Source organism: Burkholderia mayonis, from assembly GCF_001523745.2.
In the GTDB taxonomy this organism is placed as follows: domain Bacteria; phylum Pseudomonadota; class Gammaproteobacteria; order Burkholderiales; family Burkholderiaceae; genus Burkholderia; species Burkholderia mayonis.
In genome coordinates, this window is record NZ_CP013387.1 from 574,241 (window position 1) to 598,177 (window position 23,937).

Annotated in this window: 18 protein-coding genes; 8 read left to right on the forward strand and 10 right to left on the reverse strand. The window is 68.4% G+C overall.

Translation table 11 applies throughout. The annotated features are described in order from the left end of the window. Window positions 1–457 precede the first annotated feature (457 nt). A complete protein-coding gene (locus WS70_RS21135) occupies window positions 458–1,348 on the reverse strand; it encodes a LysR family transcriptional regulator (protein WP_059468839.1) in 891 nt (296 codons plus the stop codon). Between the two features lie 129 nt (window positions 1,349–1,477). Between WS70_RS21135 and WS70_RS21140 the strand changes: the two genes are divergently transcribed. Together WS70_RS21140 and WS70_RS21145 are read left to right on the forward strand one after the other, a co-directional pair. Further along, on the forward strand, window positions 1,478–2,203 hold the full coding sequence (locus tag WS70_RS21140) for a pirin family protein (RefSeq protein WP_059468840.1): 726 nt from the start codon (window positions 1,478–1,480) through the stop codon (window positions 2,201–2,203). 161 nt (window positions 2,204–2,364) lie between these two features. Next, complete coding sequence (locus tag WS70_RS21145; RefSeq protein ID WP_059597356.1) at window positions 2,365–3,045, forward strand: YoaK family protein; 681 nt, start codon at window positions 2,365–2,367, stop codon at window positions 3,043–3,045. 29 nt (window positions 3,046–3,074) lie between these two features. Here the strand turns inward: WS70_RS21145 and WS70_RS21150 are convergent, their stop codons facing one another. Further along, on the reverse strand, window positions 3,075–4,127 hold the full coding sequence (locus tag WS70_RS21150; protein ID WP_059597326.1) for a cyclic nucleotide-binding domain-containing protein: 1,053 nt from the start codon (window positions 4,125–4,127) through the stop codon (window positions 3,075–3,077). A 337-nt stretch (window positions 4,128–4,464) separates the two neighbouring features. On the opposite strand from WS70_RS21150, the gene WS70_RS21155 reads away from it, so the two are divergent. After that, window positions 4,465–5,370: a helix-turn-helix domain-containing protein gene (locus WS70_RS21155; protein WP_059597327.1), complete on the forward strand. Its 906-nt coding sequence runs from the start codon at window positions 4,465–4,467 to the stop codon at window positions 5,368–5,370. Between the two features lie 51 nt (window positions 5,371–5,421). On the opposite strand, the gene WS70_RS21160 is transcribed toward WS70_RS21155, so the two are convergent. After that, the gene (locus WS70_RS21160) at window positions 5,422–6,324 is read right to left on the reverse strand and encodes a helix-turn-helix domain-containing protein (protein ID WP_059468843.1); all 903 of its coding nucleotides are present in this window, start codon (window positions 6,322–6,324) and stop codon (window positions 5,422–5,424) included. A 526-nt stretch (window positions 6,325–6,850) separates the two neighbouring features. Further along, window positions 6,851–8,053 carry an MFS transporter gene (locus WS70_RS21165; RefSeq protein WP_059597328.1) on the reverse strand — a complete coding sequence of 401 codons (1,203 nt, stop codon included), beginning with the start codon at window positions 8,051–8,053 and terminating at the stop codon, window positions 6,851–6,853. Window positions 8,054–8,455: 402 nt separating this feature from the next. On the opposite strand from WS70_RS21165, the gene WS70_RS21170 reads away from it, so the two are divergent. Beyond that, complete coding sequence (locus WS70_RS21170) at window positions 8,456–9,568, forward strand: alkene reductase (protein WP_059597329.1); 1,113 nt, start codon at window positions 8,456–8,458, stop codon at window positions 9,566–9,568. 314 nt (window positions 9,569–9,882) lie between these two features. On the opposite strand, the gene WS70_RS21175 is transcribed toward WS70_RS21170, so the two are convergent. Beyond that, window positions 9,883–11,040, reverse strand: coding sequence for an FAD binding domain-containing protein (locus WS70_RS21175; RefSeq protein WP_059597330.1), 1,158 nt, complete (start codon window positions 11,038–11,040; stop codon window positions 9,883–9,885). Then, on the reverse strand, window positions 11,037–11,876 hold the full coding sequence (locus WS70_RS21180) for a DsbA family oxidoreductase (RefSeq protein WP_226382929.1): 840 nt from the start codon (window positions 11,874–11,876) through the stop codon (window positions 11,037–11,039). Before WS70_RS21180 ends, WS70_RS21175 begins: the two co-directional genes overlap by 4 nt. Here WS70_RS21180 and WS70_RS21185 point away from each other — a divergent pair. After that, window positions 11,830–12,741 (forward strand): LysR family transcriptional regulator, encoded by a 912-nt coding sequence (locus WS70_RS21185; RefSeq protein ID WP_059597332.1) that lies wholly within the window; start codon window positions 11,830–11,832, stop codon window positions 12,739–12,741. The two genes, WS70_RS21180 and WS70_RS21185, sit on opposite strands and share 47 nt — an antisense overlap. Window positions 12,742–13,197: 456 nt before the next feature. Here WS70_RS21185 and WS70_RS21190 read toward each other — a convergent pair whose 3' ends face one another. Then, window positions 13,198–13,884: a hydrolase gene (locus WS70_RS21190; RefSeq protein WP_059597333.1), complete on the reverse strand. Its 687-nt coding sequence runs from the start codon at window positions 13,882–13,884 to the stop codon at window positions 13,198–13,200. A gap of 583 nt (window positions 13,885–14,467) precedes the next feature. Between WS70_RS21190 and WS70_RS21195 the strand changes: the two genes are divergently transcribed. From WS70_RS21195 to WS70_RS21205, 3 genes are all read left to right on the forward strand, one after another. After that, window positions 14,468–14,791 (forward strand): XapX domain-containing protein, encoded by a 324-nt coding sequence (locus tag WS70_RS21195; protein ID WP_059597334.1) that lies wholly within the window; start codon window positions 14,468–14,470, stop codon window positions 14,789–14,791. Beyond that, complete coding sequence (locus tag WS70_RS21200; RefSeq protein WP_059597335.1) at window positions 14,784–16,682, forward strand: amidohydrolase; 1,899 nt, start codon at window positions 14,784–14,786, stop codon at window positions 16,680–16,682. Before WS70_RS21195 ends, WS70_RS21200 begins: the two co-directional genes overlap by 8 nt. A gap of 405 nt (window positions 16,683–17,087) precedes the next feature. Then, a complete protein-coding gene (locus WS70_RS21205; RefSeq protein WP_059597336.1) occupies window positions 17,088–19,076 on the forward strand; it encodes an ATP-binding protein in 1,989 nt (662 codons plus the stop codon). Between the two features lie 226 nt (window positions 19,077–19,302). Here the strand turns inward: WS70_RS21205 and WS70_RS21210 are convergent, their stop codons facing one another. Genes WS70_RS21210 through WS70_RS21220 form a run of 3 tightly spaced genes read right to left on the reverse strand, consistent with a single transcriptional unit; the run spans window position 19,303 to window position 23,367 of the window. Beyond that, window positions 19,303–21,567, reverse strand: coding sequence for a xanthine dehydrogenase family protein molybdopterin-binding subunit (locus WS70_RS21210; RefSeq protein WP_059597337.1), 2,265 nt, complete (start codon window positions 21,565–21,567; stop codon window positions 19,303–19,305). Further along, entirely contained in the window at window positions 21,557–22,087 is a 531-nt protein-coding gene (locus tag WS70_RS21215; protein WP_059468850.1) for a (2Fe-2S)-binding protein, read from the reverse strand. The genes WS70_RS21210 and WS70_RS21215 overlap by 11 nt, the downstream gene beginning before the upstream one ends. After that, window positions 22,084–23,367, reverse strand: coding sequence for a c-type cytochrome (locus tag WS70_RS21220; RefSeq protein WP_059597338.1), 1,284 nt, complete (start codon window positions 23,365–23,367; stop codon window positions 22,084–22,086). The genes WS70_RS21215 and WS70_RS21220 overlap by 4 nt, the downstream gene beginning before the upstream one ends. Between the last annotated feature and the right edge of the window lie 570 nt (window positions 23,368–23,937).

Below are 23,937 nucleotides of genomic sequence, written 5' to 3' on the forward strand. Positions count from 1 at the left end.
GGATTTCGAACTGGCGGCGCGTTCGAATGCCGGTCGGGGAGAGGGCGTCAGCGTCGATTGCGGCGATGCTCACGACCGCCGGCCGCGCATCGTTCGCTGCCGAGACGGCCTGCGCCGAAGTGTGTCGTGAAGCACCGTTGAACAATCCCGCCGCGTGTGCTTCTGCTGTAGGGGCGCAGCGTTCGGCAACCGCGTGACGAGATCAAGCACGTTGTTCGTGTGAACAGGCGCGAGTCAGTCGGCTCCGAGCGCTGGCTCGTCGCGCCCGAGCGTCGCGCGTTTTTTCGATGTCCGGCAACGGCCGTCTCGCCGCACGCCGCGATATCGATGCAGGTCCTGCGATTCCCGGCGCGGTGCTGCCACGCTGCGCCAAGGGCAAAGGGGCAAAGGGCAGACGACAGACGACAGACGACAGACGGCAGACGGCAGACGGCAGACGACAACGAACCGCTGCCGCTCACTTGGCAAAGCGCTTGCGCAGCCGCTCTTCGATGAATCCGAGAAACACCCGGCAGGCCGCCATGTCCTGCCGATGCTGCGGATAAACGGCGTTCACCGGCAACGGAGACTGCGCGAACGGTTCGAGCACGGTCACGAGCGTGCCCGCATCCAGCGCGGGCGCGACGATGAAGTGCGGCAGCAGCGCGACGCCGAGCCCCGCGACGGCCGCGTCGCGGATCACGTCGCCGTTGTTCGCGAGCAGCGCGCCCTGCACTTCGAACGTACGGCGCGCGCCGTCGATTGCGAACTCCCAGCCGGTGCGCCCCTCCTGGCCGTACAGCAGGCACGTGTGCCGATGCAGATCGGCGGGCGTCGCCGGCGCGCCCCGGCTGCGCCGGTAAGCAGGGCTGCAGCACGCGACCATCCGCAATTCGCCGAGGCGGCGCGCGATCAGCGTCGAATCGGGCAGCGCGCCGATGCGCAGCGCGAGGTCGAATCCTTCGCCGATCAGATCGACGTGGCGGTCGCTGAGCTCGAGATGCAGCCGGACGGCCGGGTGCTGGACGAGGAACTCGGCGATCAGCGGCGACACGTGCGTGATGCCGAACGACATCGGCGCGCTGATCTTGAGTGTCCCGCGCAGGTCGCGGCGGCGCGCGGACATCGCCTCCTCGGTGTCCGCGATCTCGGCGAGGATGCGCGTCGCGCGCGAGTGGAACTCCTGGCCGAGCTCCGTCACCGCGAGCTTGCGCGTGTTGCGCACGAGCAGCCGGATGCCGAGCGACGCCTCGAGCGCCATTACCCGCCGGCTGACGAACTGCTTCGACAGCAGGAGCTTGTCTGCCGCGCCCGTGAAGCTTCCCGCCTCCACCGTCGCGACGAATATCCGAAGGTCGTCGAATTGCATGATTGTCCACTAAACGGAGACAGTAATTATCTTTCCATTTATATAAGTATCAATCTAGTTGACGTAAGCTGCAAGCACCGATCGACGAGGCGCGCAACCCGCAGCGCCCGCGATGCAACGGAGGTCATCATGATTGAAGTCAGAGCAGCCAATCAACGCGGCCGCGCCGAACACGGCTGGCTCAGATCGCGTCACACGTTCTCGTTCGCCGAATACTACGATCCGGCGCAGGTCGGGTTTTCGGACCTGCTGGTGATCAATGACGATCGCGTCGCGCCCGGCCGCGGTTTCGGCATGCATCCCCATCGCGACATGGAGATCCTGTCGTACGTGCTCGAAGGCGCGCTCGAGCACCGCGACACGATGGGCACGGGCTCGGTGATCGTACCGGGCGACGTGCAGCTGATGAGCGCGGGCAAGGGCATCGCGCACAGCGAATTCAACCATTCGGCGGCGGAGCCCGTGCATTTCCTGCAGATCTGGATCGGGCCGTCGGTGCGGGGCGTCGAGCCGCGCTATCAGCAGGCCAGCGTGAGCGACGACGAAAAGCGCGGGAAGCTGCGCCTCATCGTGTCGCCCGAAGGTCGGGACGGCTCGTTGAAGATTCGCCAGGACACGCGGGTTTACGCGGGCCTGTTCGACGGCGATGCGAGTGAGCAGTTCGTGCTGCCGGCGGAACGCTTCGCGTACGTTCACGTCGCGCGCGGATCGGTGACGGTCAACGGCGTCGCGCTGCAAGAGGGCGACGGCGCGCGGATTCGCGATGAGCAGGCGCTGCAGATCGCGAACGGCAAGCAGGCGGAGGTCCTGTTGTTCGATCTGCGGCCGATCGAAGTCACCGCCGAGTGGGCGTGACATCGTCGAGCTTCGGGTGGCCGTGCGAGGACGGCGGCGGCACGGGGCACGCCGTGCGCGCGCCGTTCGGCCGCCCACTGCGCGCGGCGATCCGCGCGCGCAGACGTCGCGCGGATCGCATGCGCATTCGCGCTCGTCCCTTTCTTCAGGAACCCGATGCAATGAAACCGAACCTCCCTTCGCTGCTCACGTTCAACGGCGGTTATGTCGATACCGCGGGCTTTCTCGCGCTGCAAGGCCTGTTCACCGCGCACGTGACGGGCAACTTCGTCACGCTCGGCGCGACGCTCGTCTCCGGAAGCACGGGCGCCATCGCGAAGCTCCTGGCGCTGCCGGTTTTCTGTATCGTCGTGCTCGCCGCGGGCGCGGCGCGCCGCTTGATGCTCCGCGCGCGCGCGCCGGCGCTGAAGATCCTGCTGGGCATGCAGTGGCTGCTGCTCGCCGTCGGCGCGGCGCTCGCGATCCGCATGGGCCCGTTCACGGACGGCGATGCGTGGCCGGCGATCGTGACCGGGATGATCCTCGTGATGGCGATGGCGATCCAGAACGCGGTCCATCGGCTGCATTTGCCGGACGCGCTGCCCACGACGCTGATGACGGGCACCGTCACGCAACTGATGCTGCATCTGTCGAACCGTGTCGCCGGCGACGATGCACAGCGCACGGGCGGACCGTCGCGGCTCGCGAACATGGCGTGGACCGTCGTGACGTTCGCGCTCGGATGCGGGGTGGCGGCGGGCCTCTATCTGATCGGCGGCGCGTGGGCGTTCGCGTTGCCGCCGGTGCTGATCGCGGCCGCGCTGCTCGTCGACGAAGAAAAGGCGATGGAGAAGGCGTTGTGAGCGGCGGCGCGCATGCCGCGCCGCACGGATCAAGCGGGATAGGCGCGGATGAAGCGGCGAATCGCATCGACGACGACCGCGCCGTCCGACATGTTCTCGACGGCCGAGCGCCGCGGTCCCGCGCGCACTTCGCCGATCGCGAACACGCCGGGCTGCGAGCTTTCGAACGCGGCGGCGAGGGTCATGCCGGACGCCGCGCGTCCGGTGCGGACGAATCCGCTGTCGTCGACGTCGACTGCGCCGCAGAGCCATTCAGTGTTCGCGCGAAGCACGACGCGCGCGAGCCGCGGGCTGTACTCCGGGCGCAGCGACGACGCGATCACGACGGCGTTTGCATGAATGCGTTCGCCGTCTCGGGCGACGAGGCCGAACGGGTAGGCATTGCAGTCGAGGCGAACGGTGTGGTTGCGGATCGTCAGATGAGGACCGAATTGCCAGCGCGCCGCCGCGTCGGGCGCCGCGAATTCGTCGTCGATCCCGAACGGCAGCCGGCCTTCGACGACGACGGTGTTCAGGCGCAGCGATGCGGCGTGCGCGGCGGCGATCATGCCGGCCGGGCCGCCGCCGACGATCGCCACGTCGAATTCATGCTCGTCGTCGCGATGGCGGGCGGACGACGTGCGTCGCGCGGGCGAAGGAAGCGGAAGATCGACGGCGAGCAGGCAGATGCGGCGAAGCAGGAAGAGGCGGACGAGGATGTCGCGTAGATCCGGCTCCCGCTGCATCAGATGCTTGAGCGTCGCGCGATGGATCCGCACGAGCCGGCATGCGGACGATGCGATCACCGTGACCTCGCATGCGACGTCATTGAGCAGATCGAGCTCGCCGGTGAAGGTGCCGGGCCCGTGATCGACGCCGGACGGAATCGGCAGGTGCGCGCGCGACGCGCATCGGGTCGCGCCTTCGAGCACGATGTACAGGTAATCGCTGCGCGTTCCGCTGATGCACAGCGCCGCGCCGCCGTCGACGTCGACGATCGAACCATACCGGGACGCGCGTTCGACCAGGTCTTGCGACAGCCTGTACGCGGCGAAGTCATCGGTATGCTTCAGATGCCCCAGTAGATTTCGGAGGTGATTCATCAATGAGTGCGCGTTGCCAGGAGGGGGATGCATCAGGGGCGCTCGCGTGAGCGTCGCGCCAATCTGGCGTCTGCGTGTCCGACGGATTTTCGAGTATAAGTTGCGGAGCGTGTCCTCTGGCGGTTGCCGGCGCGAGGCGGCGATGCGAAGTGCGAAGATGATGCGCGTTTGACGTGCGAATGACAACTGGCGAAAGTTGAACGTCGTCGACGTTTTTGTAAAAAAGACACCTTTGTTCTATCGACGGATGCAATCGGCCACTATCCTTGACCCGACTGAAGGAATAGCCATGGGGCGATCTGCCGACACCGAAGCAAGCACACCTGCCGAGCCTGAGATGAACTGCATCGATCTTGCCCCCATTGGCCTGCACGACGCGTTTCGCGGCGCGACGATGCAGACGATCGACGTCCGCGTCGACGGCCATGCGCCCGTCGCGCTGACGCGCGTGCGCCATCCGGAGCCCGGCTTCGGCGTCGTCGAGTTCATGCCGCCCGTCGATAGCTGCCTGATCGGCATGTCGCTGATGTCGCCGTCGACGCGCCCGCAACGCGCGTCATCGGGCCTCGACGACGCGCCGTGTCGCGATACGCGCATCGCCTTGCGAATCCGGCAGGATGACGAACCGTTTCGAGCCGACCTGCATCAGCCGTTCGACATGCTCTTCCATGCGTTGCCACACCGAACGCTGGCCGAGCTGGCCGCCGAAATGCGGATGGGCGGCGTTCGCGAGCTGGCTTGTCCGGACGACAGCCAAGATGCGGTGCTGCAGTGCCTCGTCGACGTGCTGCTGAGCGCGTCGGCGGCGAATTCGCCACCCAGCCCGCTGCTCGCTGGCCATGTCGCGCGCGCGATGCAGATCCACGTCGTCCAGAAATACGGTGTGGTCGCGCCGAACGTGTCCGCGAAGGGCGGGTTGGCCGGCTGGCAACTGGAGCGGGCGAAGGCGATCCTCACCGAGAACGTCGCCGGCGAAGTGCCGATTTCGCAGGTCGCGTCCGCATGCGGCCTGTCGCGCAGCTACTTCATCAAGGCGTTCCGGCAAACGGTCGGCACGACGCCGCATCGATGGCTGCTCGAGCACAAGATCGAACGCGTCAAGCGCAGCCTGCTGTCGAAGTCCGAGCCGATCGCCGACATCGCGCATCAGTGCGGCTTCTCGGATCAGGCGCATCTGACGCGCGTCTTCACCAGCATGATCGGCACGCCGCCCGCCGCGTGGCGGCGCATGAACCGGAAATAGACGAAGCCTTTCGTCGCGGCCGAGCCGAAAGCGCGCGTCGCGCGCGCCGGATCAGGCGCGTGCGCGCCGTCGCCATCCGCCGGGCGGCAAGCCGACGACCTTCGTGAACGTCTGCGTGAAATGGCTCTGGCTCGAGAACCCGCAATGCTCGGCGATGCGCGCGAGCGTCCAGTCGCCGTGCGCGAGCAGGTGCTTCGCGGTATCGATGCGCTGCTCGATGAGCCACTGATGCGGCGTCTTGCCTGTCGTCGCGCTGAACGCCTTGATGAAGTAGCTGCGCGACACGCGGCATGCATTCGCGATTTCGTCGATCGACATCGCGCCCGTCGTCAGCATCTCCTTCGCACGCATCTCGAGCTGCGCGGACAGGCGTTGCCGCTGCTTCGGCTCGTCGCACGGCACGCCGCCGTAGGCGTGCATCGCGTGCGTGCCGATCGCCATGCCCAATTGGTCGAGGAGCATCGCATCGGCCGCGTCGCTCGATTGCAGCGCCAGCGCCAGTGCGCGTCCGAGCTGGCCGAGCAGGCGGTCGTCGTGCGCGACCGTCGGCGCGATGCCGTCGAGGCCCGCGCGGCGGCTGCCGTCGGCGAGGCCGTCGAGGAACATCGGCGACAGCTCGATCAGCATGAAGTTGAAATTGGACACCATGTCCGCGCGATAGTCTTCGGAGAAGTCGCGCGCGTAGATCGAATCGACCCGGAAATCGTGCGTTGCCGAACGGCTGCCGCGGATGATCTTTCGGCGATGTCCGTCGGACAACGAAATGCCGATCAGGATGCCGCGTCCGGAGGCCGGCGTCGAGACCTGCTCGAGGCGCAAGCCGGTCGTGTGCTTGCGGTAGAAACCGAACAGCGCCGTCTGACGCTCGATGTTCGTCAGAAAGCCGCTCGACGTGCAGCCCAGCGAGTCTTTCGCGGTCGTTTGCGGCGGCGAATGGCGTGCAAGCGGACTCATGGAGCGATTTCCACAGCAGTGAGCGGTGCATGTCGCGAGCGGCTGTTCGCATCCGGTGTGCAATGGCGTATTGCATCGGTGCCGGCCGGTCGGCGGGGGGCGTATTGCGAATTCCGCACCGTGCCCGTTTGCGGTGCGCAAGCGTCGTGCGAACGCGCGGGCTGCGCGGCGTATCGGCACGACAGGCGATCGGCGGTGGCGGTCGAACGCGCGATGCGGCCGATCGCCGATGCCGGCTGCGATCCGGCGGGCGAGGCTGCGTCGCGTCGCGGAATCTTACCGGTTGTTACGGGCGGATTGTACGTGCAACGGTTCCAGTCTGCCAGGCGGGCGATGGGGGGCGATGCGCTGTGTCGGATATGACGCGCCGCGCGTGTTCGCCGCCCGCCCGGATGTCGATGCGGCCAGCCCGCTGCGCGCGCCGCCGCCGAGCGGCCGGGCCATCGCGGAATGCGCGCCTGTCCGATCCGTTCCATTTGCATGTGGCCGTGCGATCGGGGCCGGCGACGTGTGTGCGCGAATCGCTTCATTGTTCCGACCGCGACTTCACGATGAAACGTGCGAGCGCCGCGAGCGGAAAGAGCGCGCCGACGATCGCGATCCAGGTCCAGCCGCCGTGCTCGTAAAGAACGCTCGCGAGCGCCGAGCCGATCGCGCCGCCGACGAAGATGCTCGTCATGTAGATCGAGTTCAGGCGATTGCGGCTGTGCGCGTCGAGCGCGTAGATCTCCCGCTGGCCGAGCACCATGTTCATCTGCACCGCGAAGTCGAGCAGAATTCCGGTCGCGACGAGCCCCGCCACGCCGGCGCCGGGAACGAGCAGGGCCGGCACGAAGCTCGCCGCCGCGAGCACGAGCGCGACGATGGTCGCGCGCTCGGCGTGGCCGGCGTCGGCGAGGCGGCCGGCGATCGGAGCGGACGTCGCGCCCATCGCGCCGACCAGCGAGAACAGCGCAATCGCCGATTGCGACAGATGGTAGTGATTCATCAGCTCGACCGGCACGGCCGTCCAGAACAGGCTGAACGAGCCGAACATCAAGCCCTGGTAGAGCGACCGCTCGCGCAGCACGGGCTGCGTCGCGACGAGCCTTTCGAGCGAGCGGATCAGTTGCGCGTACGTTGCCTTGTGCTCGGGCCGGCGGCTCGGGATCGTCAGCATCAGCAGCGCGGTCACGATCGCCATCGTGATCGCGCCGAACGCGAACACGGCGCGCCAGCCGAAATGATCGGCGACGAAGCTCGCGACGGGACGCGACAGCAGGATGCCGAGCAAGAGCCCGCTCATGATCGTGCCGACGACGCGTCCGCGCGATTCGCTCGGCGCGAGATGCGCGGCGAGCGGGATCAGCAGCTGAACCGCGACCGAGCTGAAGCCGACGATCAGCGACACGGCGAGGAACACGCCCGGCTCGCGGACGCTGGCGGCGAGCGCGAGGCTCGCGATCGACATCAGCGCGGTGACGATCATCAGCTTCTTGTTCTCGACCAGATCGCCGAGCGGCACCAGAAAGAACAGGCCGGCCGCATAGCCGATCTGCGTGAGCGACACGATGAGGCTCGCCATGCCGGTGGACATGTGAAGATCCGGCGCGATCAGCGCGATGATCGGTTGCGCGTAATAGAGATTGGCGACGATCGCGCCGCAACTGAAGGCGAACAGCAGGATCAGGCTGCGCGCCATCTGCGGCATGGCTCCGGCGGTGGCCGGAGAGGCAAGGTTGGTGTTCATGGTGTGCTCGCTGGTGAATGAAACGGGTTGGGCGCGACCGCCGTGCCGGACGACGAATCGGGCGGCAGGCGGCGCCGGGCGACTTGGCATCGGCGAAGGCGGGGCATGCTTGCCTGCATTCGTCGTTGCGTGGTCGAGTGGGACTGAGCTTATTCGGCGCGACCGGAATCGAGAATCGCGCGCGGCGGCAATCCGGCGTTGCGCCGCGCGCAACGCGCGCGCCGGCGCCGCCATGGCGGGCGCGCCGCCGTGCGTATCCGGTGCATGCCGTCTTTGCCGCAGACGCAACGCCGGATTGCAGCGGCGCCGCATTCCCGCGGCATGTCGCGGCCCCTATGCTTCGGTCAGGCCGCGCGCCATTCGGGCGACGTGTGCAACGTGAAAACACACCGGAGAAGAGTCATGCACGACCATCTTTTCGAGCCGATCAAGGTCGGCACCCGCGTGCTGCCGCATCGCATCGCAATGGCGCCGCTCACCCGCTCGCGGGCCGGGCAGCCGGGCAACGTGCCGACGCCGATGAACGCCGAGTATTACCGCCAGCGTGCGAGCGCCGCGCTGATCATCACGGAGGCGACGCAGATTTCCCAGCAGGGGCAGGGCTACGCATGGACGCCCGGCATCCACACCGACGCGCAGATCGATGGCTGGCGCGCGGTGAGCCGCGCGGTTCATGCGAGCGGCGGCACGATCTTCCTGCAGTTGTGGCATGTCGGGCGCGTATCGCATCCCGTGTTTCAGCCTGACGGCGTGCCGCCCGTCGCGCCGAGCGCGATCGCGGCGTCCGGAAAGACATTCATCGTCGATGCGGACGGCGCGGGCGCATGGGCCGACGTGCCCGTGCCGCGCGAGCTGACGGTCGCGGAGATCGAGGCGATCGTCGACGATTTCCGGCGGGCGGCGCGCAATGCGATCGCCGCGGGCATGGACGGCGTCGAGATTCATGCGGGCAATGGCTATCTGATCGACCAGTTCATCAATTCGAACAGCAATCGCAGAACCGATGTGTACGGCGGCAGCGCCGAGCGTCGCGCGCGCTTCCTGCTGGAGATCGTCGCGGCGGTGTCGGACGAAATCGGCGCGGAACGCGTCGCGGTGCGCTTGACGCCGATGGGGCGATTCATGGGCATGGGCGACGACACGCCCGAGCAGACGTTCGGCTACATCGCGCGGCGCCTGAACGACTGGCCGCTCGCCTATTTGCATCTGGTCGAGCCGGCGGTGGTCGGCACGACGAAAGAGGAGCAGGTCGATCCGCGCTGGGATGCGCTGATCCTCGCGCTGCGGCGCGCGTATCGCGGCGTGCTGATGCTCGCGGGCGGCTACGACGCGGCGAGCGCCGAGCAGGCGATCGCGACCGGGCGCGCCGATCTGATCGCATTCGGCCGCGCATTCATCGCGAATCCGGATCTGCCGGCGCGGCTGCGCGGCGCGCATGCGTTGAATGCGCCGGATCCGCAGACGTTCTTCGGCGGGGCCGAAGCCGGCTACGTCGATTATCCGAGTCTTGCCTGATCATGGCTGTGCGGCGCCGTTCGCCGGCGCTGCGGGACGCGCCCCGTCTCGATGGCGGCGGCGCGTCGTCGCATGCCGAATCGAGTTGAAACGAAATGCGTCGAGGCGATTGCTTCGGCGCTTCGTCGGACGAACCCGGCTCACCACTGAACGGACGGCCGCGCGCCGCGCGTGACGACGCCGCGAAATGCATGCGTCGCGGCGGCGGCGCGTCCATCGATGCGTGTCGCCATCGTGACGGACGCCGATTCCGCGCGGGCGATGCCCGGTACGCGGGGTCCGCGATCGCGGTCTTCGACGCCGCGCGGCTCGCGTCACGCCGCGTGCGCGGCGTCGAAGACGCCCGTGATCCGCTTGCCGAGCGCGATGCCCCAGTCGGTCAACTGCACGCCGTATTGCCATTGCGTCGATTGCCAGGCGGCGAGCGCGCGATCGACGTCGCCGCCGGACGCATCGATCGCGCGTGCGAGCGACACCGTGTTCGTCGCCGCTTTCGCCGTGCCTGCGCCCGTGTGCGGCCGCGCGACGAACGCCGCGTCGCCGAGCAGCACAGCGCGGCCGAACACCATGCGCGGCGTCCGGTAGTCCTGGATGATCTGCATGAACGGCGCGTCGGTTGCCGCGACCAGCGCCGCGAGCGCGGGCGCGAGTTGCATGCCGGCGTCGTCGAGCAGGCCGCGGCGCTGCGCGTCGCTCATCGCGCCGGGCGGGATCGAGTGCGTGCGGACGATGCCGTGCCGATCGGTGAGGGCGGCGCGCAGCGCGTCGCCCGCGGGCAGCCGGCGATACCACACCCAGTTCCAGCGCCGTTCGCCCGGCACGGTCGAGCCGTCTTCGCCGGGAATCAGATAAGCGAGCAGTTGATGCCCCGCTTCCTGCTGGAACGTGAACGCGTTCGTCAGTTGCGCGGCCGCTGCCGCGTCGAGGCGCGGCTCGGGCACGAGGCCGCGCCATGCGACGTAGCCGGCATAGGCGGGAAGGCTTCCCGGCAGCAGCAGACGGCGCGTCGTCGAATCGGGGCCGTCCGCGCCGATCAGCAGATCGGCCCGCACGTCCGCGCCGTCCGAGAAGCGCGCACGGACTTCGGCGTCTTCCCGGACGATGTCGGTCAACGCGACGCCCGAGCGGATCATCCCGGCGGGCAGACTCGCCTTGAGCGTGCCGTAGAGCATGCTCCACGCGGTCTGCGTCTGCGGCATTCGCTGGCGCTGCGCGATGTCGCCGCGGGCGTCGACAAATTGACGATATTCGCTTCGTACGCCGAGCGGTCCGGTGTAGTCGATGCCGCCGAACCGGAACGCGTCGAGCACGTCCGGCTGCAGGACGAGCCCGCCGCCCCGGCTGTCGAGGTCGTGCGGCGAGCGTTCGAAGACGTCGACGTCCCAGCCGATCGAGCGGAGCGACGTCGCGGCGAACAGGCCGCCGAGCGACCCGCCGACGATCACCGCACGATGTTGTTGTCGGGTATTCATGAGTGTGCCTCCGTGAGTTGAATCGCGTCCGGCGGCGTTTCGCGCGGCGTCGCGGCGCGCAACGCGCGCGCGAAGACGTTCGCCGGTTGCGCGCCGCTGATGCGCTCGTCGCCGATCGCGAACGCGGGCAGCAGCCGGATGCCGTCATGCAGCGCGCGGACGCGCGATTGCCTGACCGCCGCGACGCCGGCGTCCGACGCGAGATACGCGTCGACCGCGTACGGATCGAGGCCGGTTTGCGAGGCGAGCCGCAGCAGCACGTCGCGATCGCCGATGTCGAGCCCGCGCGCGAAGTACGCGTCGAAGATCGCCGACGACAGCGCGCCTGCGCGATCGTCGTCGCCGGCCGTCGCGGCGAAGTTCAGCAGACGGTGCGCGAGCAGCGTGTTCGGCATGATCGAGATGCGGTCGAAATCGAACGCGACGCCCGCGCGCCTGCCGGCCAGCGCGGCGTCGGCATCGGCCTGTCGCGCGCGCGTCGGGCTGCCGAGCCGGCGCACGCGGTACGCGGCGCGATCGGCGCCTTCGTTCGGCAGTGACGGATCGACTTCGAATGCGCGATACGTGACGATCACGGGCTCGCGCACGCCGCTTTCCGCGATGCCGCGCCGCAGATTGGACTCGCCGACCGCGCACCACGGGCACGTGAAGTCGTGCGTGACCTGAATGGCGATCGAAGACATCGTCCGCTCCTTGCGATTGGCATGTGCACAGCGTAGACGGCGCGGATAAGATGCAGAATGCCGGCAAAAAGCAAACCGGCGTTGCGCGATTCGCAATAGGAACGATATGGACAAGCTACTTGCGTTGCAGACTTTTACCGTCGTCGCCGACACGGGCGGCTTCTCGAAAGCCGCACGGCAGCTCGGCACCGCGACGTCGTCGGTGACGCGGCTGATGGATGCGCTGGAGGCGTCGCTCGGCGTGACGCTGCTCACGCGCACGACGCGCCACGTGACGCTCACCGACGCCGGCGCGACCTATCTCGACCAGGTCGGCGGCCTGCTGTCGCAACTCGTCGAGGCCGACGAGAGCGTGGCCGACGCCGGCGGCGAGCCCGTCGGCACGCTGCGCGTATCGGTGCCCGTCACGTATGCGCGCATCGTCCTCGGCCCGCATCTGTCGGCGTTTCTCGATGAATATCCGCGCGTGTCGCTCGATCTCGTCGTGTCGGACGCCTATCTCGATCTCGCGACCGACCGCATCGACGTCGCCGTGCGGATCGGCGCGCCGTCTCAGGATCCCGGCCTCGTCGTGCGCAAGCTGATGGAGAATCGACGCATCGTCGTCGCGAGCCATGACTATCTCGACAGGATGGGCACGCCCGTCGCGCCGGGCGATCTCGCGTCGCATCGGTGCCTGCGTTTCCCGTATCGGCAGGGGCGGCAGAGCTGGACGTTCAGCCGGGACGGCCAATCGGACAAGGTCGAAATCAACGGCAGGCTGACGGCGAACAGCCTCGACGTGCTGCGCGAAAGCGTGCTGAGCGGGCAGGGCATCGCGCTCGTGCCGACGTGGCTCGTGCACGACGACATTGTCGCGGGCCGCATGCTGCCGTTGTTCGAATCGTGGTGCGTGACGCCGCCGGGCGGCGGCGCGCAGGTCTATGCGGCGTATCTGCCGAACCGGCGGCATTCGCGGAAGGTGCGGACGTTCATCGCGTTTCTCGCCGAGCGCATGCCCGATGCGCTCGACGGCTGAAGGAATGCGCGGGCGTGCGCCTCGACGCCGAGGCGGGCGCGCCGCCGGTGCGATGGCGCGCGGTTGCGTCGCCACCGCGCGAACACGTCCGGCGTGGGGTGACCCGCTACGCCGGGCGGGGGCGTGTCGGCGATGACGGCCGAGGTCGCGCTCGCGACGAGCAATTCGTGACGCGACGGATTGTCGGCGCGCGGTTGCGTTGCTGCTTGTGCGCGCGTTTTTTATATCCGGACGGATGGGGCGGGGAAGCGATCGCGTGCTCGTGTACGCGGGATGAACTCGCGCTTGCACGCGCGAGACGGCCGCGCGCTTGCGTGCGCGGCCAGATGGCGACGAACTCGATTGAATCGGCGGCCGAGAACCGAATCGGAAACCAAAACGGAGACGAGAACGACGGCCGAAACCGCCGGCGCGTCCGCCTGCACGACGGACGCGCCGCGCTCGACCGCCCCCGGATCAGCGCGCCGGAACCGGCGCCAGCACGTCGTGCGCGTTCGCGGTGCGCTGCTGCGCCTTGTGAACCATCGTGTACGCGTAGTCGACGCCCATGCCGTACGCGCCCGAGTGCTCCTTCACGAGCTTCATCACGGCGTCGTACGTGTCGCGGTGCGCCCAGTCGCGCTGCCATTCGAGCAGCACCTGCTGCCACGTGACCGGCACGACGCCCGCCTGGATCATCCGCTGCATCGCGAAGTCGTGCGCGTCCTTGCTGGTGCCGCCCGATGCGTCGGCGACCATGTAGATCTCGTAGCCGCCTTCCGCCATCGCGCACAGCGCGAACGTCGTGTTGCAGACTTCCGTCCAGAGGCCGGACACGACGATCTTCTTGCGTCCGTTGGCCTTCAGCGCGTCGCGCACTTTCTGGTCGTCCCACGAGTTCATCGACGAGCGTTCGAGCAACGTGTGATCGGGGAACACGTCGAGCAGCTCCGGATACGTGAAGCCGGAGAACGATTCCGATTCGACGGTCGTGATCGTGGTCGGGATGTTGAAGAGCTTCGCGGCCTTCGCAAGCCCAACGACGTTGTTCTTCAGCGTCTGGCGATCGATCGACTGAACGCCGAACGCCATTTGCGGCTGCTGATCGATGAAGATCATCTGGCTGTTGTGCGGAGTGAGGACTTCGAGCTTCGGATCGGACATGACAGTCTCCGGGTGACGCCGTTCAAGGCGGGATTGAAGAAAGACGTTTGATGCGCTGCGATCGCGCGCATCGCGCGCATCGTTTCGGGATCGAGTGCGAACGCGCCGCGCGCCGGCGAAATCGCGCGATGCGTCGAGGCTGAGCGGACGGTTCGCGCTCCGGCGGTTCGCGTGGAAGAGCGGGCCTGCCGAGAACCAACGATTCGCTGCGGGATGGATGCTAGACGGTGAATGTCCGGCCGTCTTGAAGAATAGTGCGCAAACTTGGCGAGGAGTCCGATGAACGTCGCGCGTTCGCGCACATGCGGCGCGAACGCGGCCGAAGCCGAAGCCGACGCTGCTGCGCCGCCGCATCGTTTCCGCCGATGCCGCGTGTGGGTCCGGAAGCGGCGCGCCGCATCGCTATCGTTCAAATCTGGCGACTAACGTTCAATACGAGGACGTTTGCAAATGCGATAGTCCGTCGCGACGGATCGAGACGCCGAGACGCCGAGACGCGTGGGAGCCGGGCGCATGTCCGTCGCTCGCGCGCCTGCTTCGCATCTCGACGACGCAGACGGCCACTTCATTCGGATTCCCCATCATGAAAGTCTATGTTTTGTCGCTCGCCATGGGATTGCTCGTCGGCATCATCTACGGCGTATTCAACGTGCGCTCGCCGGCGCCTCCCGTGATCGCACTCGTCGGCCTGCTCGGCATTCTCGCCGGCGAGCAGGTGCCGCCGCTCGTCAAGCGGCTGGTGGGCAACGCCGAGACATCGGCCTCGTGGTATCAGCACCAGGTCAAACCGCACATGTTCGGCCAACTGCCGACCTGCCCGAAGGCGCCGAACGAGCCGAGCGCACCCGCGCGGGCCGCGGCCGCCCGTCAACCCGATTCGCAACCCGGAGAGCAGCGCCATGGCTGACATTGCCGCACAACCGACCCCCGACCTGATCCTGCATCGCGGGCGCTTCACGACACTCGACCGCGCGAATCCGACCGCGAGCGCGGTCGCGATCAAGGACGGCCGATTCGTCGCCGTCGGCGGCGACGAAGTGCTCGCGTCAGCGGGGCCGAACACCCGGCTCGTCGATCTGCAAGGCAACGGCGTGCTGCCGGGCCTGATCGACAACCATCTGCACATCATCCGCGGCGGCCTGAACTTCAACATGGAGCTGCGCTGGGACGGCGTGCGCAGCTTGGCCGACGCGATGGCCATGCTGCGCCGCCAGGTGGCCGTCACGCCCGCGCCGCAATGGGTGCGCGTGGTCGGCGGCTTCACCGAGCATCAGTTCACCGAGAAGCGCCTGCCGACGATCGACGAACTGAATGCGGTCGCGCCCGACACGCCGGTCTTCATCCTGCATCTGTACGATCGCGCGCTGCTGAACGGCGCGGCACTGCGCGCGGTGGGGTATACGAAGGACACGCCGGAGCCGCCGGGCGGCCAGATCATGCGCGATGCGGCCGGCAACCCGACCGGGCTGCTGCTCGCCAAGCCGAATGCCGCGATCCTGTACGCGACGCTCGCGAAGGGGCCGAAGCTGCCGTTCGAATACCAGTTGAACTCGACGCGGCACTTCATGCGCGAGCTGAACCGGCTCGGCGTGACGGGCGCGATCGATGCGGGCGGCGGCTTCCAGAATTATCCGGACGACTACGCAGTCATCCAGCAGCTCGCGAAGGACGGACAACTGACGATCCGCCTCGCGTACAACCTGTTCACGCAGAAGCCGAAGGACGAGAAGCAGGACTTCCTGAATTGGACCGAGACGTCGAAGTACCACGACGGCACCGATTATTTCCGCCACAACGGCGCGGGCGAGATGCTGGTGTTCTCGGCGGCCGATTTCGAGGACTTCCGCGAGCCGCGTCCCGATCTGCCGGCCGAAATGGAAGGCGAGCTCGAAGCGGTCGTGCGCGTGCTCGCGCAGAATCGCTGGCCGTGGCGTCTGCATGCGACCTATGACGAGACGATCAGCCGCGCGCTCGACGTGTTCGAGCGCGTGAATCGGGACATTCCGCTCGAAGGCCTCAACTGGTTCTTCGATCATGCGGAGACGATTTCCGAGGAATCGATCGACCGGATCGCGGCGCTGGGCGGCGGGATCGCGGTGCAGCACCGGATGGCGTATCAGGGCGAGTACTTCGTCGAGCGCTACGGCCCGGGCGCCGCGGAAGCGACGCCGCCAGTCAGGCGGATGCTCGACAAGGGCGTCAAGGTGTCGGCCGGCACCGACGCGACGCGCGTCGCGTCGTACAACCCGTGGGTTTCGTTGGCATGGCTGATCACCGGCAAGACGGTCGGCGGCATGTCGCTCTACCCGCGTGCGAATTGTCTCGATCGCGAGACCGCGCTGCGGATGTGGACCGAGAACGTCACGTGGTTCTCGAACGAGGTCGGCAAGAAAGGCCGGATTCAGGTCGGGCAGCTCGCCGATCTGATCGTGCCCGATCGCGACTTCTTCGCGTGCGCGGAATCCGATATCGCGGATACGACGTCGCTGCTGACCGTCGTCGGCGGCAAGGTCGTGTACGGCGCGGGGCCGTTCGCCGATGTCGACGAAGGCGCGCCGCCGCCCGCGATGCCGGACTGGTCGCCCGCGCGCATGTTCGGCGGCTATGCGGGATGGGCGGACAAAGCAGGCGGCGCGTCGCTGCAGCAGGTCGTCCGGCATGCGGCGCAGGCATGCGCATGCGCGAACAATTGCGGCATTCACGCGCATCGGCATGCGACCGCGTGGAGCAGCAAGCTGCCGGTCGCCGATCTGAAGAGCTTCTGGGGCGCGCTCGGCTGCTCGTGCTGGGCGGTATGACCGCGTGCGGCGCGTGACGTGACGGTCGCGTCGCGCGTCGCCGCTTCGCAGCGCTCGATCGACGCGCCTGGTTGCGTCGCCCGCGGCGGAGCATCGGCCCGATCGATTCGATGACGCGCATGCCGAGCGCGAGCGGGTTCGAACGGATGACAGCGCGATGCCGAGGGCGCGGACATCGCGCCCGATGACGAATGGGAACGCGCTGGTCGCCCGTTCATGCGCCGCCATAGAGGATCGCGCGCGCCGGCTTGCCCGATCCTGCATGCGTCGCGTGCGGCCAAGCATCGACCCGGAGGGCGGGCGGCGCGCCGCTCAACCGATTCGAGCGGGCTCCTCGCATGCGTTCGCGCTCGGTCCGGAAGTGCTCATTTCGTATCGATTCATTCACTACTCGCGCTGATAGACATGTCTGCAGAAGCCACGATCGCGCTCGGTCGCTTCGAACTCGATATGGACAGGCGGGTCCTCACGGACGACGGCGACATCGTCCACATCGGCTCGCGCGCGTTCGACATCCTCGCGGCGCTCGCGTCGGCCGACGGGCGGCTCGTGACGAAGGACGAGCTGATGCAGGTCGTCTGGCCGGATACCGTCGTCGAGGAAAACAACATCCAGGTGCATCTGTCCGCGGTGCGCAAGGCGCTCGGACGGGATCGCGATCTCATCATCACCATTCCCGGCCGCGGCTATCAACTGGTGCAGCGGCGGCGGGAAGCGGCCGTCGCGGACGCGCCGTGCACGCCGGCATCGGCGATGCGCGGGCTGCCGATGCAGAAGATCCGTCTGATCGGCCGCGACGACGACGTGAAGCAAGCGCGCGAGATGCTCGATCGCACCCGCGTGCTGACGCTGACGGGTGCGGGCGGCATCGGCAAGACGAGCCTCGGCATCGAGGTCGCGCGCGGCTATGCGGCGACCGGCGCGGCGGACGTGTGCTTCGTCGAGCTCGCCGCGTCGACTGACAGGGCGACGGTGCTCGCGGCGCTCGCGGAGTCCTGTGGCGTGTCGTCGGCCGGCTCCGGGGGCGACGCGGCACGAATCGCGAGCGCGCTCGCGGGGCCGCGCCGATTGCTCGTTCTGGACAACGCCGAGCAGGTGATCGCCGACGTGGCCGCGATCGTCGAGACGCTGATCGCGACGAACGATGCGCTGCGTGTGCTCGTGACGAGCCGCGAGCCGCTGCGGATCGTGCCCGAGGCGGTGTTTCAGGTCGATCCGCTCGACGTGCCCGCCGCGGACGCGGACGACGCCGACATCCTCGCGCATTCGGCCGTCCGGCTGTTCTTCTCGCGCGCGAACGCGCTGCGGCGCACGCTCGGCACGCGGTCCGCCGAAATTCGTGTCGCCGGCGAAATATGCCGCCGGCTCGACGGCATTCCGCTCGCGATCGAACTCGCGGCCGCGCGCGCGGCGACGCTCGGTCTCGACGGCGTGTACCGCCGCCTCGACGATCGACTCGCGTTGCTCTGCGGCGGCCATCGGACCGCGTTGCCGCGCCACCAGACGCTGCGCGCGACGTTCGACTGGAGCTTCGCGCTCCTCGACCGGCACGCGCGCGCCGTGTTCCGGCGGCTCGCGATGTTCGGCGGGCTGTTCACGTTCGATGCGATGTGTGCGGTCGTTTGCGATGCGGATCTGACGATCGGAGGCGTGATCGCCGCGATCGACGAGCTCGTCGCCAAATCGCTCGTCGCCGTGGAATTCGACGGGCCGGTCGCCAAATACCGGCTGCCCGAGTCGACGCGCGCGTACGCACTCGAAAAGCTGATGGCCGAAGGCGAGCGGCAGCAGATCGCCGCCCGCTATGCGCGTTATCTGACTGCCTGCTTCGACGCGGGCGCGGCCGGCAGCGTGCGGGCGCGGATCGATGACGCGTCGGCGCTGCGCCAGACGCTCGACGACGCGCGCAGCGCATTCGACTGGGCGTTCTCGCCGGACGGCAATCCGCGTCTCGGCATCGAGCTCGCGGCGAGCCTCGTCGGCGCGCTGCTCGACGGCGGGACGATTGACGAGTGCGGTAAGCGCGACGACGCGCTCGCGCATTGCCGCAGCAGCGGCGAGGCGCCGTTTCTGCCGGAAGTGCGGCGTGCGCTCGGCGCGGTCGCGTATGCGCGGGCACAGGCGCGAGATGGGCCGGACGGCGTCGACGCGAGCCGCTTCGACGCGGCGCATGCTTGCTTTGGGGAGGCGAACGATCTGGCGCGCGCGCAGGGCGCGGCGACGCGGACGCTGCGCGCGACGATCGCGCAGGCGCGGCTGCTGCTGGCCGACGGACGTGCGCACGAAGCCGCCGACACGCTGCGGGCGTTGGCCGCGCACTTCGATCCGGCTTTGCGCGCGCGGGATGTCCGCCGGCTGTTCGATCTCGTCGCGACGCTGCCGGCCGATCCGTGATCGCCGCGGCGGGCGGATACGCTCGCCGCGGCATCGGCTATGCGCGCCGCTTCGACGCCGCGACGCGCACGCCGCGCGTCGCGGCGCGATGAGCGCGCTGCGTCGATCGACCCAATGCCGTCCGCCGGGCCAATCGCACGAACCGAACGCGCCGCGTAAGCCGAGCCAACCGAGCCAACCGAGCCAACCGAGCCAGCCGAGCCAACCGGCAAGCACACGCGCGGCGTCACGCTTCGATCAGCTCGCGAAGCTTGTCGCCGCCGAGCGGCATATCGCGCAGACGCTTGCCGGTCGCATCGAACAGCGCATTCGCGATCGCGCCCGCGGTCGGCCCCATCGCCGCTTCGGCGACGCCGAGAAACGGCATGCCGGGGCGATCGATCAGATGCACGTTCAACCGGCTCGGCGCGGCCGAGAATCGCAGGATCGGATAGCTGCTCCAGTCGAAGCTGCGGATGCGCGCGGTGTCGTATTGCAGCGATTCGTACAGCGTCCAGCTCGCGGATTGAATGATCCCGCCTTCGATCTGATTGCGCACGCCATCGGGATTGACGATCTGGCCGGAATCGACGGCGACTTCCGCATGTTCGAGCATGACCTGTCCCGTCTCGCGCACGACCGAGATCTCGACGGCCATCGCGACATAAGCCATCAGATTCTTGTACTGGCCGAACGCGAAGCCCACGCCGCGGCCCGGCCGCCGCCGCGGGCGCGGCCAGCCGAAGCGCTGCGCGGCGAGTGCGATGACGTCGCGCGCGCGCGGATCCTGCATGTGCTTCAGGCGGAACGTGACGGGATCTTCTTGCGCGGCCTGTGCGAGCTCGTCGATGAAGCTCTCGATCGAGAAGATGTTCATGTGCGCGCCGAGCGAGCGCATCGCCGACGTGTTGAGCGGCATCGTCGGCGAGAAGTGGTTCGTCACGCGCAGGTTCGGGAATGTGTACAGCGGAATCGCATTGCGGTCGCCGCCGCCTTCCGGCTGCACCATCGGCACCGACGGCGCGGGCATGAACGGATGCTCGAGCATCGTCGCCGGCACGAGCCGGCCCGCATTGACGATCCGTTCGTTGTGCGAGCTGCTCCACAGCGCATAGCGCCAGTCGACGATCTTGCCGCTCGCGTCGAGCGACGCGCTGACTTCGGTGACCATCGCCGGCGTGAAGTGATCCCACGTGTGTTCCTGTTCGCGCATCCATTGCACGCGGATCGGATGGCCGGGCATCGCGCGGGCGATCAGCGCCGCGTGCGCGGCGACGTCGTCGGCGCCATTGTGGCCGTAGCAGCCGGAGCCTTCCGCATGGATGCAGCGAACCTGCCGCTTCGGCAGCGACAGCAGTTCCGCGAGCGCATCGCGCAGCGGATAGATGCCCTGCGAATGCGTCCAGACCGTCAACTTGCCCGCGTCGAATTGCGCGATCGCGCATGACGGACCGATCGAGCCGTGCATCAGATACGGCTTCGTATAGCGTGCGTTCAGCGTCTTCACGGTCGCGCCGGCCGGCGCGCGCACGGTCGCGATGTCGATCCGCTGCGTCGCGATCCGCTCGAGATCCCGATGCACGGTCGCGCGATCGGGCAGCGCGCGGCCGGCGCTCCAGCGGCACGTCGCGGCGAGCGCGCGCTGCGCGCTGACCGCCTGCCACTCGCCGCGTGCGACGACGGCGAGCAGGCTGCCGTCGCGCGCGATCCTGACGACGCCCGGCAGCCGCGACATGTTCGCTTCGTCGAAACCCTCCAACCGCGCGCCGTAGACGGGCGGCAGCACGACGCGCGCATGCAGCATGCCGGGCAGGCACATGTCCTGCACGTAGCTCGCGCCGCCCGACACCTTCGCCGGAATGTCGACACGCGGCAGCGACGTGCCGATCACGCGGAACGTGCCGGGGTTCTTCAGCGGCGACGCGGCCGATGCGGTGCGATGCAGGTCGACGAATCCGACCGCCTCGCCGAAGGTCATCCGACGGCCGTCGCGGGCGGCGATGACGCCGTCGCGCGTCGTGAGCGTGTCGCTCGCGACGCCGAGGCGGCGCGCCACCGCATCGACGAGCAGGCCGCGCACCTGCGCGGCCGCGTTCAGCAGTGCGCTGCCGCTGTCCGCCATCGTGTGGCTGCCCGCCGTGAGCCCTTCGTCCGGCGACGCGCCGGTGTCGGCGGTCAGGAACGTGATCAGCGCGGGCGCCATGTTCAGCTCCTCGGCGGCGACCTGGAGCAGCGCGGTGCGCACCCCGGTGCCGAGCTCGACCTTGCCGGTGAAGACGGTCACCTTGCCGCTCGGATCGATCTTGATCCACGCGTCGAGGAACGGGTTCGTCTTCAGGCTGCCGGCGAGCGCCTGCGTCGCCTTCGAGATGCGGACCGCCGCGCCTTCGTCCGCGATCACCATCTGCGCGAGCGCGGGCGCGGCGGGCGTGAGGCTGAACGTGACGAACAGCGAGCCGGACAGCAGGAACTGGCGGCGGCGCGGATCGAAATCGGCGTCGTCATGCTTCATGCGCGGCTCCTTTGCCGTTCGTGGCCGCGTTCGTGGCCGCGTTCGCGGCGGCGGTGCCGGAGGGCGGCGCGATGCCGGCCGCCTGGCGGATCGCGGCGAGGATCCGCGTGTGCGTGCCGCAGCGGCAGAGGTTCGGCTCCATGTGCGCGCGCAACTCGCGCTCGGTCGGCTTCGGATGGCGTTCGAGCAGCGCCTGCGCGCGCATGATCATGCCTGCGATGCAGTAGCCGCACTGCGCGGCCTGATGGTCGATGAAGGCCTTCTGCAAAGGTCCGGGCCGCTCGGCGCTGCCGAGACTTTCGATCGTTCTGACCGGCCGCGCGCCGATCGACGCGACGGGCAGCAGGCACGAGAAGACGGGCCGGTCGCCGACGATGACCGTGCACGCGCCGCATTGTCCGAGGCCGCAGCCGAACTTCGCGCCGTGCAGGTTCAGGTCGTCGCGCAGCGCGTAGAGCAGCGGCGTCGACGGATCGATGTCGAGCGCGTGCGTGACGCCGTTCACGGTTAATTGAATCATCGGGATGCGTTCTCCTTCCTGAGCGTCGAGACCGTCGCGTCGACGCCCGTCCACGGCCCGCGGCTCGAATAGGCGGCGCGCACGTACTGCGCGAGATCGGCGATCTGCTCGTCGCTGTAGACGTCGCCGAACGGCGGCATGTAGTTGACGGCCCGTTCGCCTTCCCACGTGATGCCGCCGATGATCATTTGCGCGAGGTTGCGGGGCGTGTCCGCGTTGACCGCGGTGCTGAGCGCGAGGCTCGGGCGCTCGCCGATCGATTGCATCGGCGCGTTTGGGCCGTGACACTGCGCGCACGACGCGGCGAAGATCGTCGCGCCGCGCCGCGCCGGCTCCGTCATCGACCGGGCCTCGACCGGAATCGCGTGCGGCGCGTCGCCGGTCTGCGGCTTTTGCAGCGACAGCAGGTAGGTCGCGATCGCGTCGACGTCCTCGCGCGGCAACGTCGCCAGCTCGCGCGTGACGGGCAGCATCGGACCCGCCGCGGCGCCGTGCTCGCTCGAACGCCCGGTACCGAGATAGGTCACGAGCGCGTCCCGCGTCCACGGGCGCGCCGCGCCCGTCAGCCGGTTGAGCGCGGGCGCGTCCCAGCCGTCGACGAGGCCGCCGTCGAATGCGCGGCCGGACTGCTCGCCGCCGATCGCATTGAGCGGCGAATGGCACGCGGCGCAGTGCCCGAGGCCATCGACGAGATGACGGCCGCGATTCCATTCGACGGTCTTCGACGCGTCCGCCGCGAGCGTGCCGGGACGCGGAAAGAGCACGTTCCAGAACGCGACGAGCGGACGGAAATTCAACGGGAACATCAGCCGGTTCGCCGGCGCGGTTGCCTTCACCGGCTCGCGGTTCATCAGGTACGCATAGGCGGCGAGGATCTCGCGGTCCGTCATCCGCGTGAAATGGACGTACGGAAACGCCGGATAGAGCAGATGTCCGTCGCGCGAAACGCCGTGACGCATTGCGCGCGCGAATGCATCGATCGACCACGCGCCGATGCCGGTTTCGGGATCGGGGGTGATGTTGGTCGCGAAGATCGTGCCGAACGGCGTCGCGAGCGGGCGGCCGCCCGCGAACGGCCGGCCGTCGTTCGCGGTGTGGCAGACGACGCAATCGCCGAGCGCGACGACGCGCGCGCCTTCCTGCCTGAGCGCGGGGTCGAATGACGATGCGGCGGGGCGCTCGACTGGTGCGATCGCGGGCTGCCACATCAGGTAACCGGCCGCCAGCGCGCCGACGACCGAGATGCCCGCGCAAACAAGGATCAGGGGCCGGCGCATCATCGATTCCGCCGGCGTTGCGCGAGGCGGCCGCGCGTGTGCCGGCCAGTCGCATCGGCGCGGCCGCCGCGGCGCGTCGCGCGCCCGATCGCATGGCCGACGACGCATCGCGGCATCTGCGCGCGAAGACGCTCGGCGTGCGGCGAGGCCGTCCGCGGAGCGCCCGTCCGGACGGCGGCAGGGGCCATGTCGTGAGTGGAAGGTGGAAGCAAGGTCTATCTCCTGGCGAGCGTCGCCGCTGCATCGCGGCAACGGTGACGCGAGCGGGTTCTTCGCAAAGCGGGTTTCAGCATGCGCCGTTTGCGCGGACCGCGCATGGCGCGCGTGCGCCGCCCGCGCCGATCGAGCGATGAGTATTGCCGGTATTGCCGTACAGGTTAGTGAAGCAAACCGCGTGCGTCCTGAAGCGGTGCTGAATCGTTGCTAATTTCGGCGCAGTTCTTGGCCGTAGTCCTCGGCGGTGATGCGCGGCCGGCGCCGCGTCGCGTCCGCGAAGCCGGAGTCGAAGCCGAAGCCGAAGCAGGAGGCAGAGGCAGAGGCAGAGGCAGAGGCAGAGGCAGAGGCAGAGGCAGA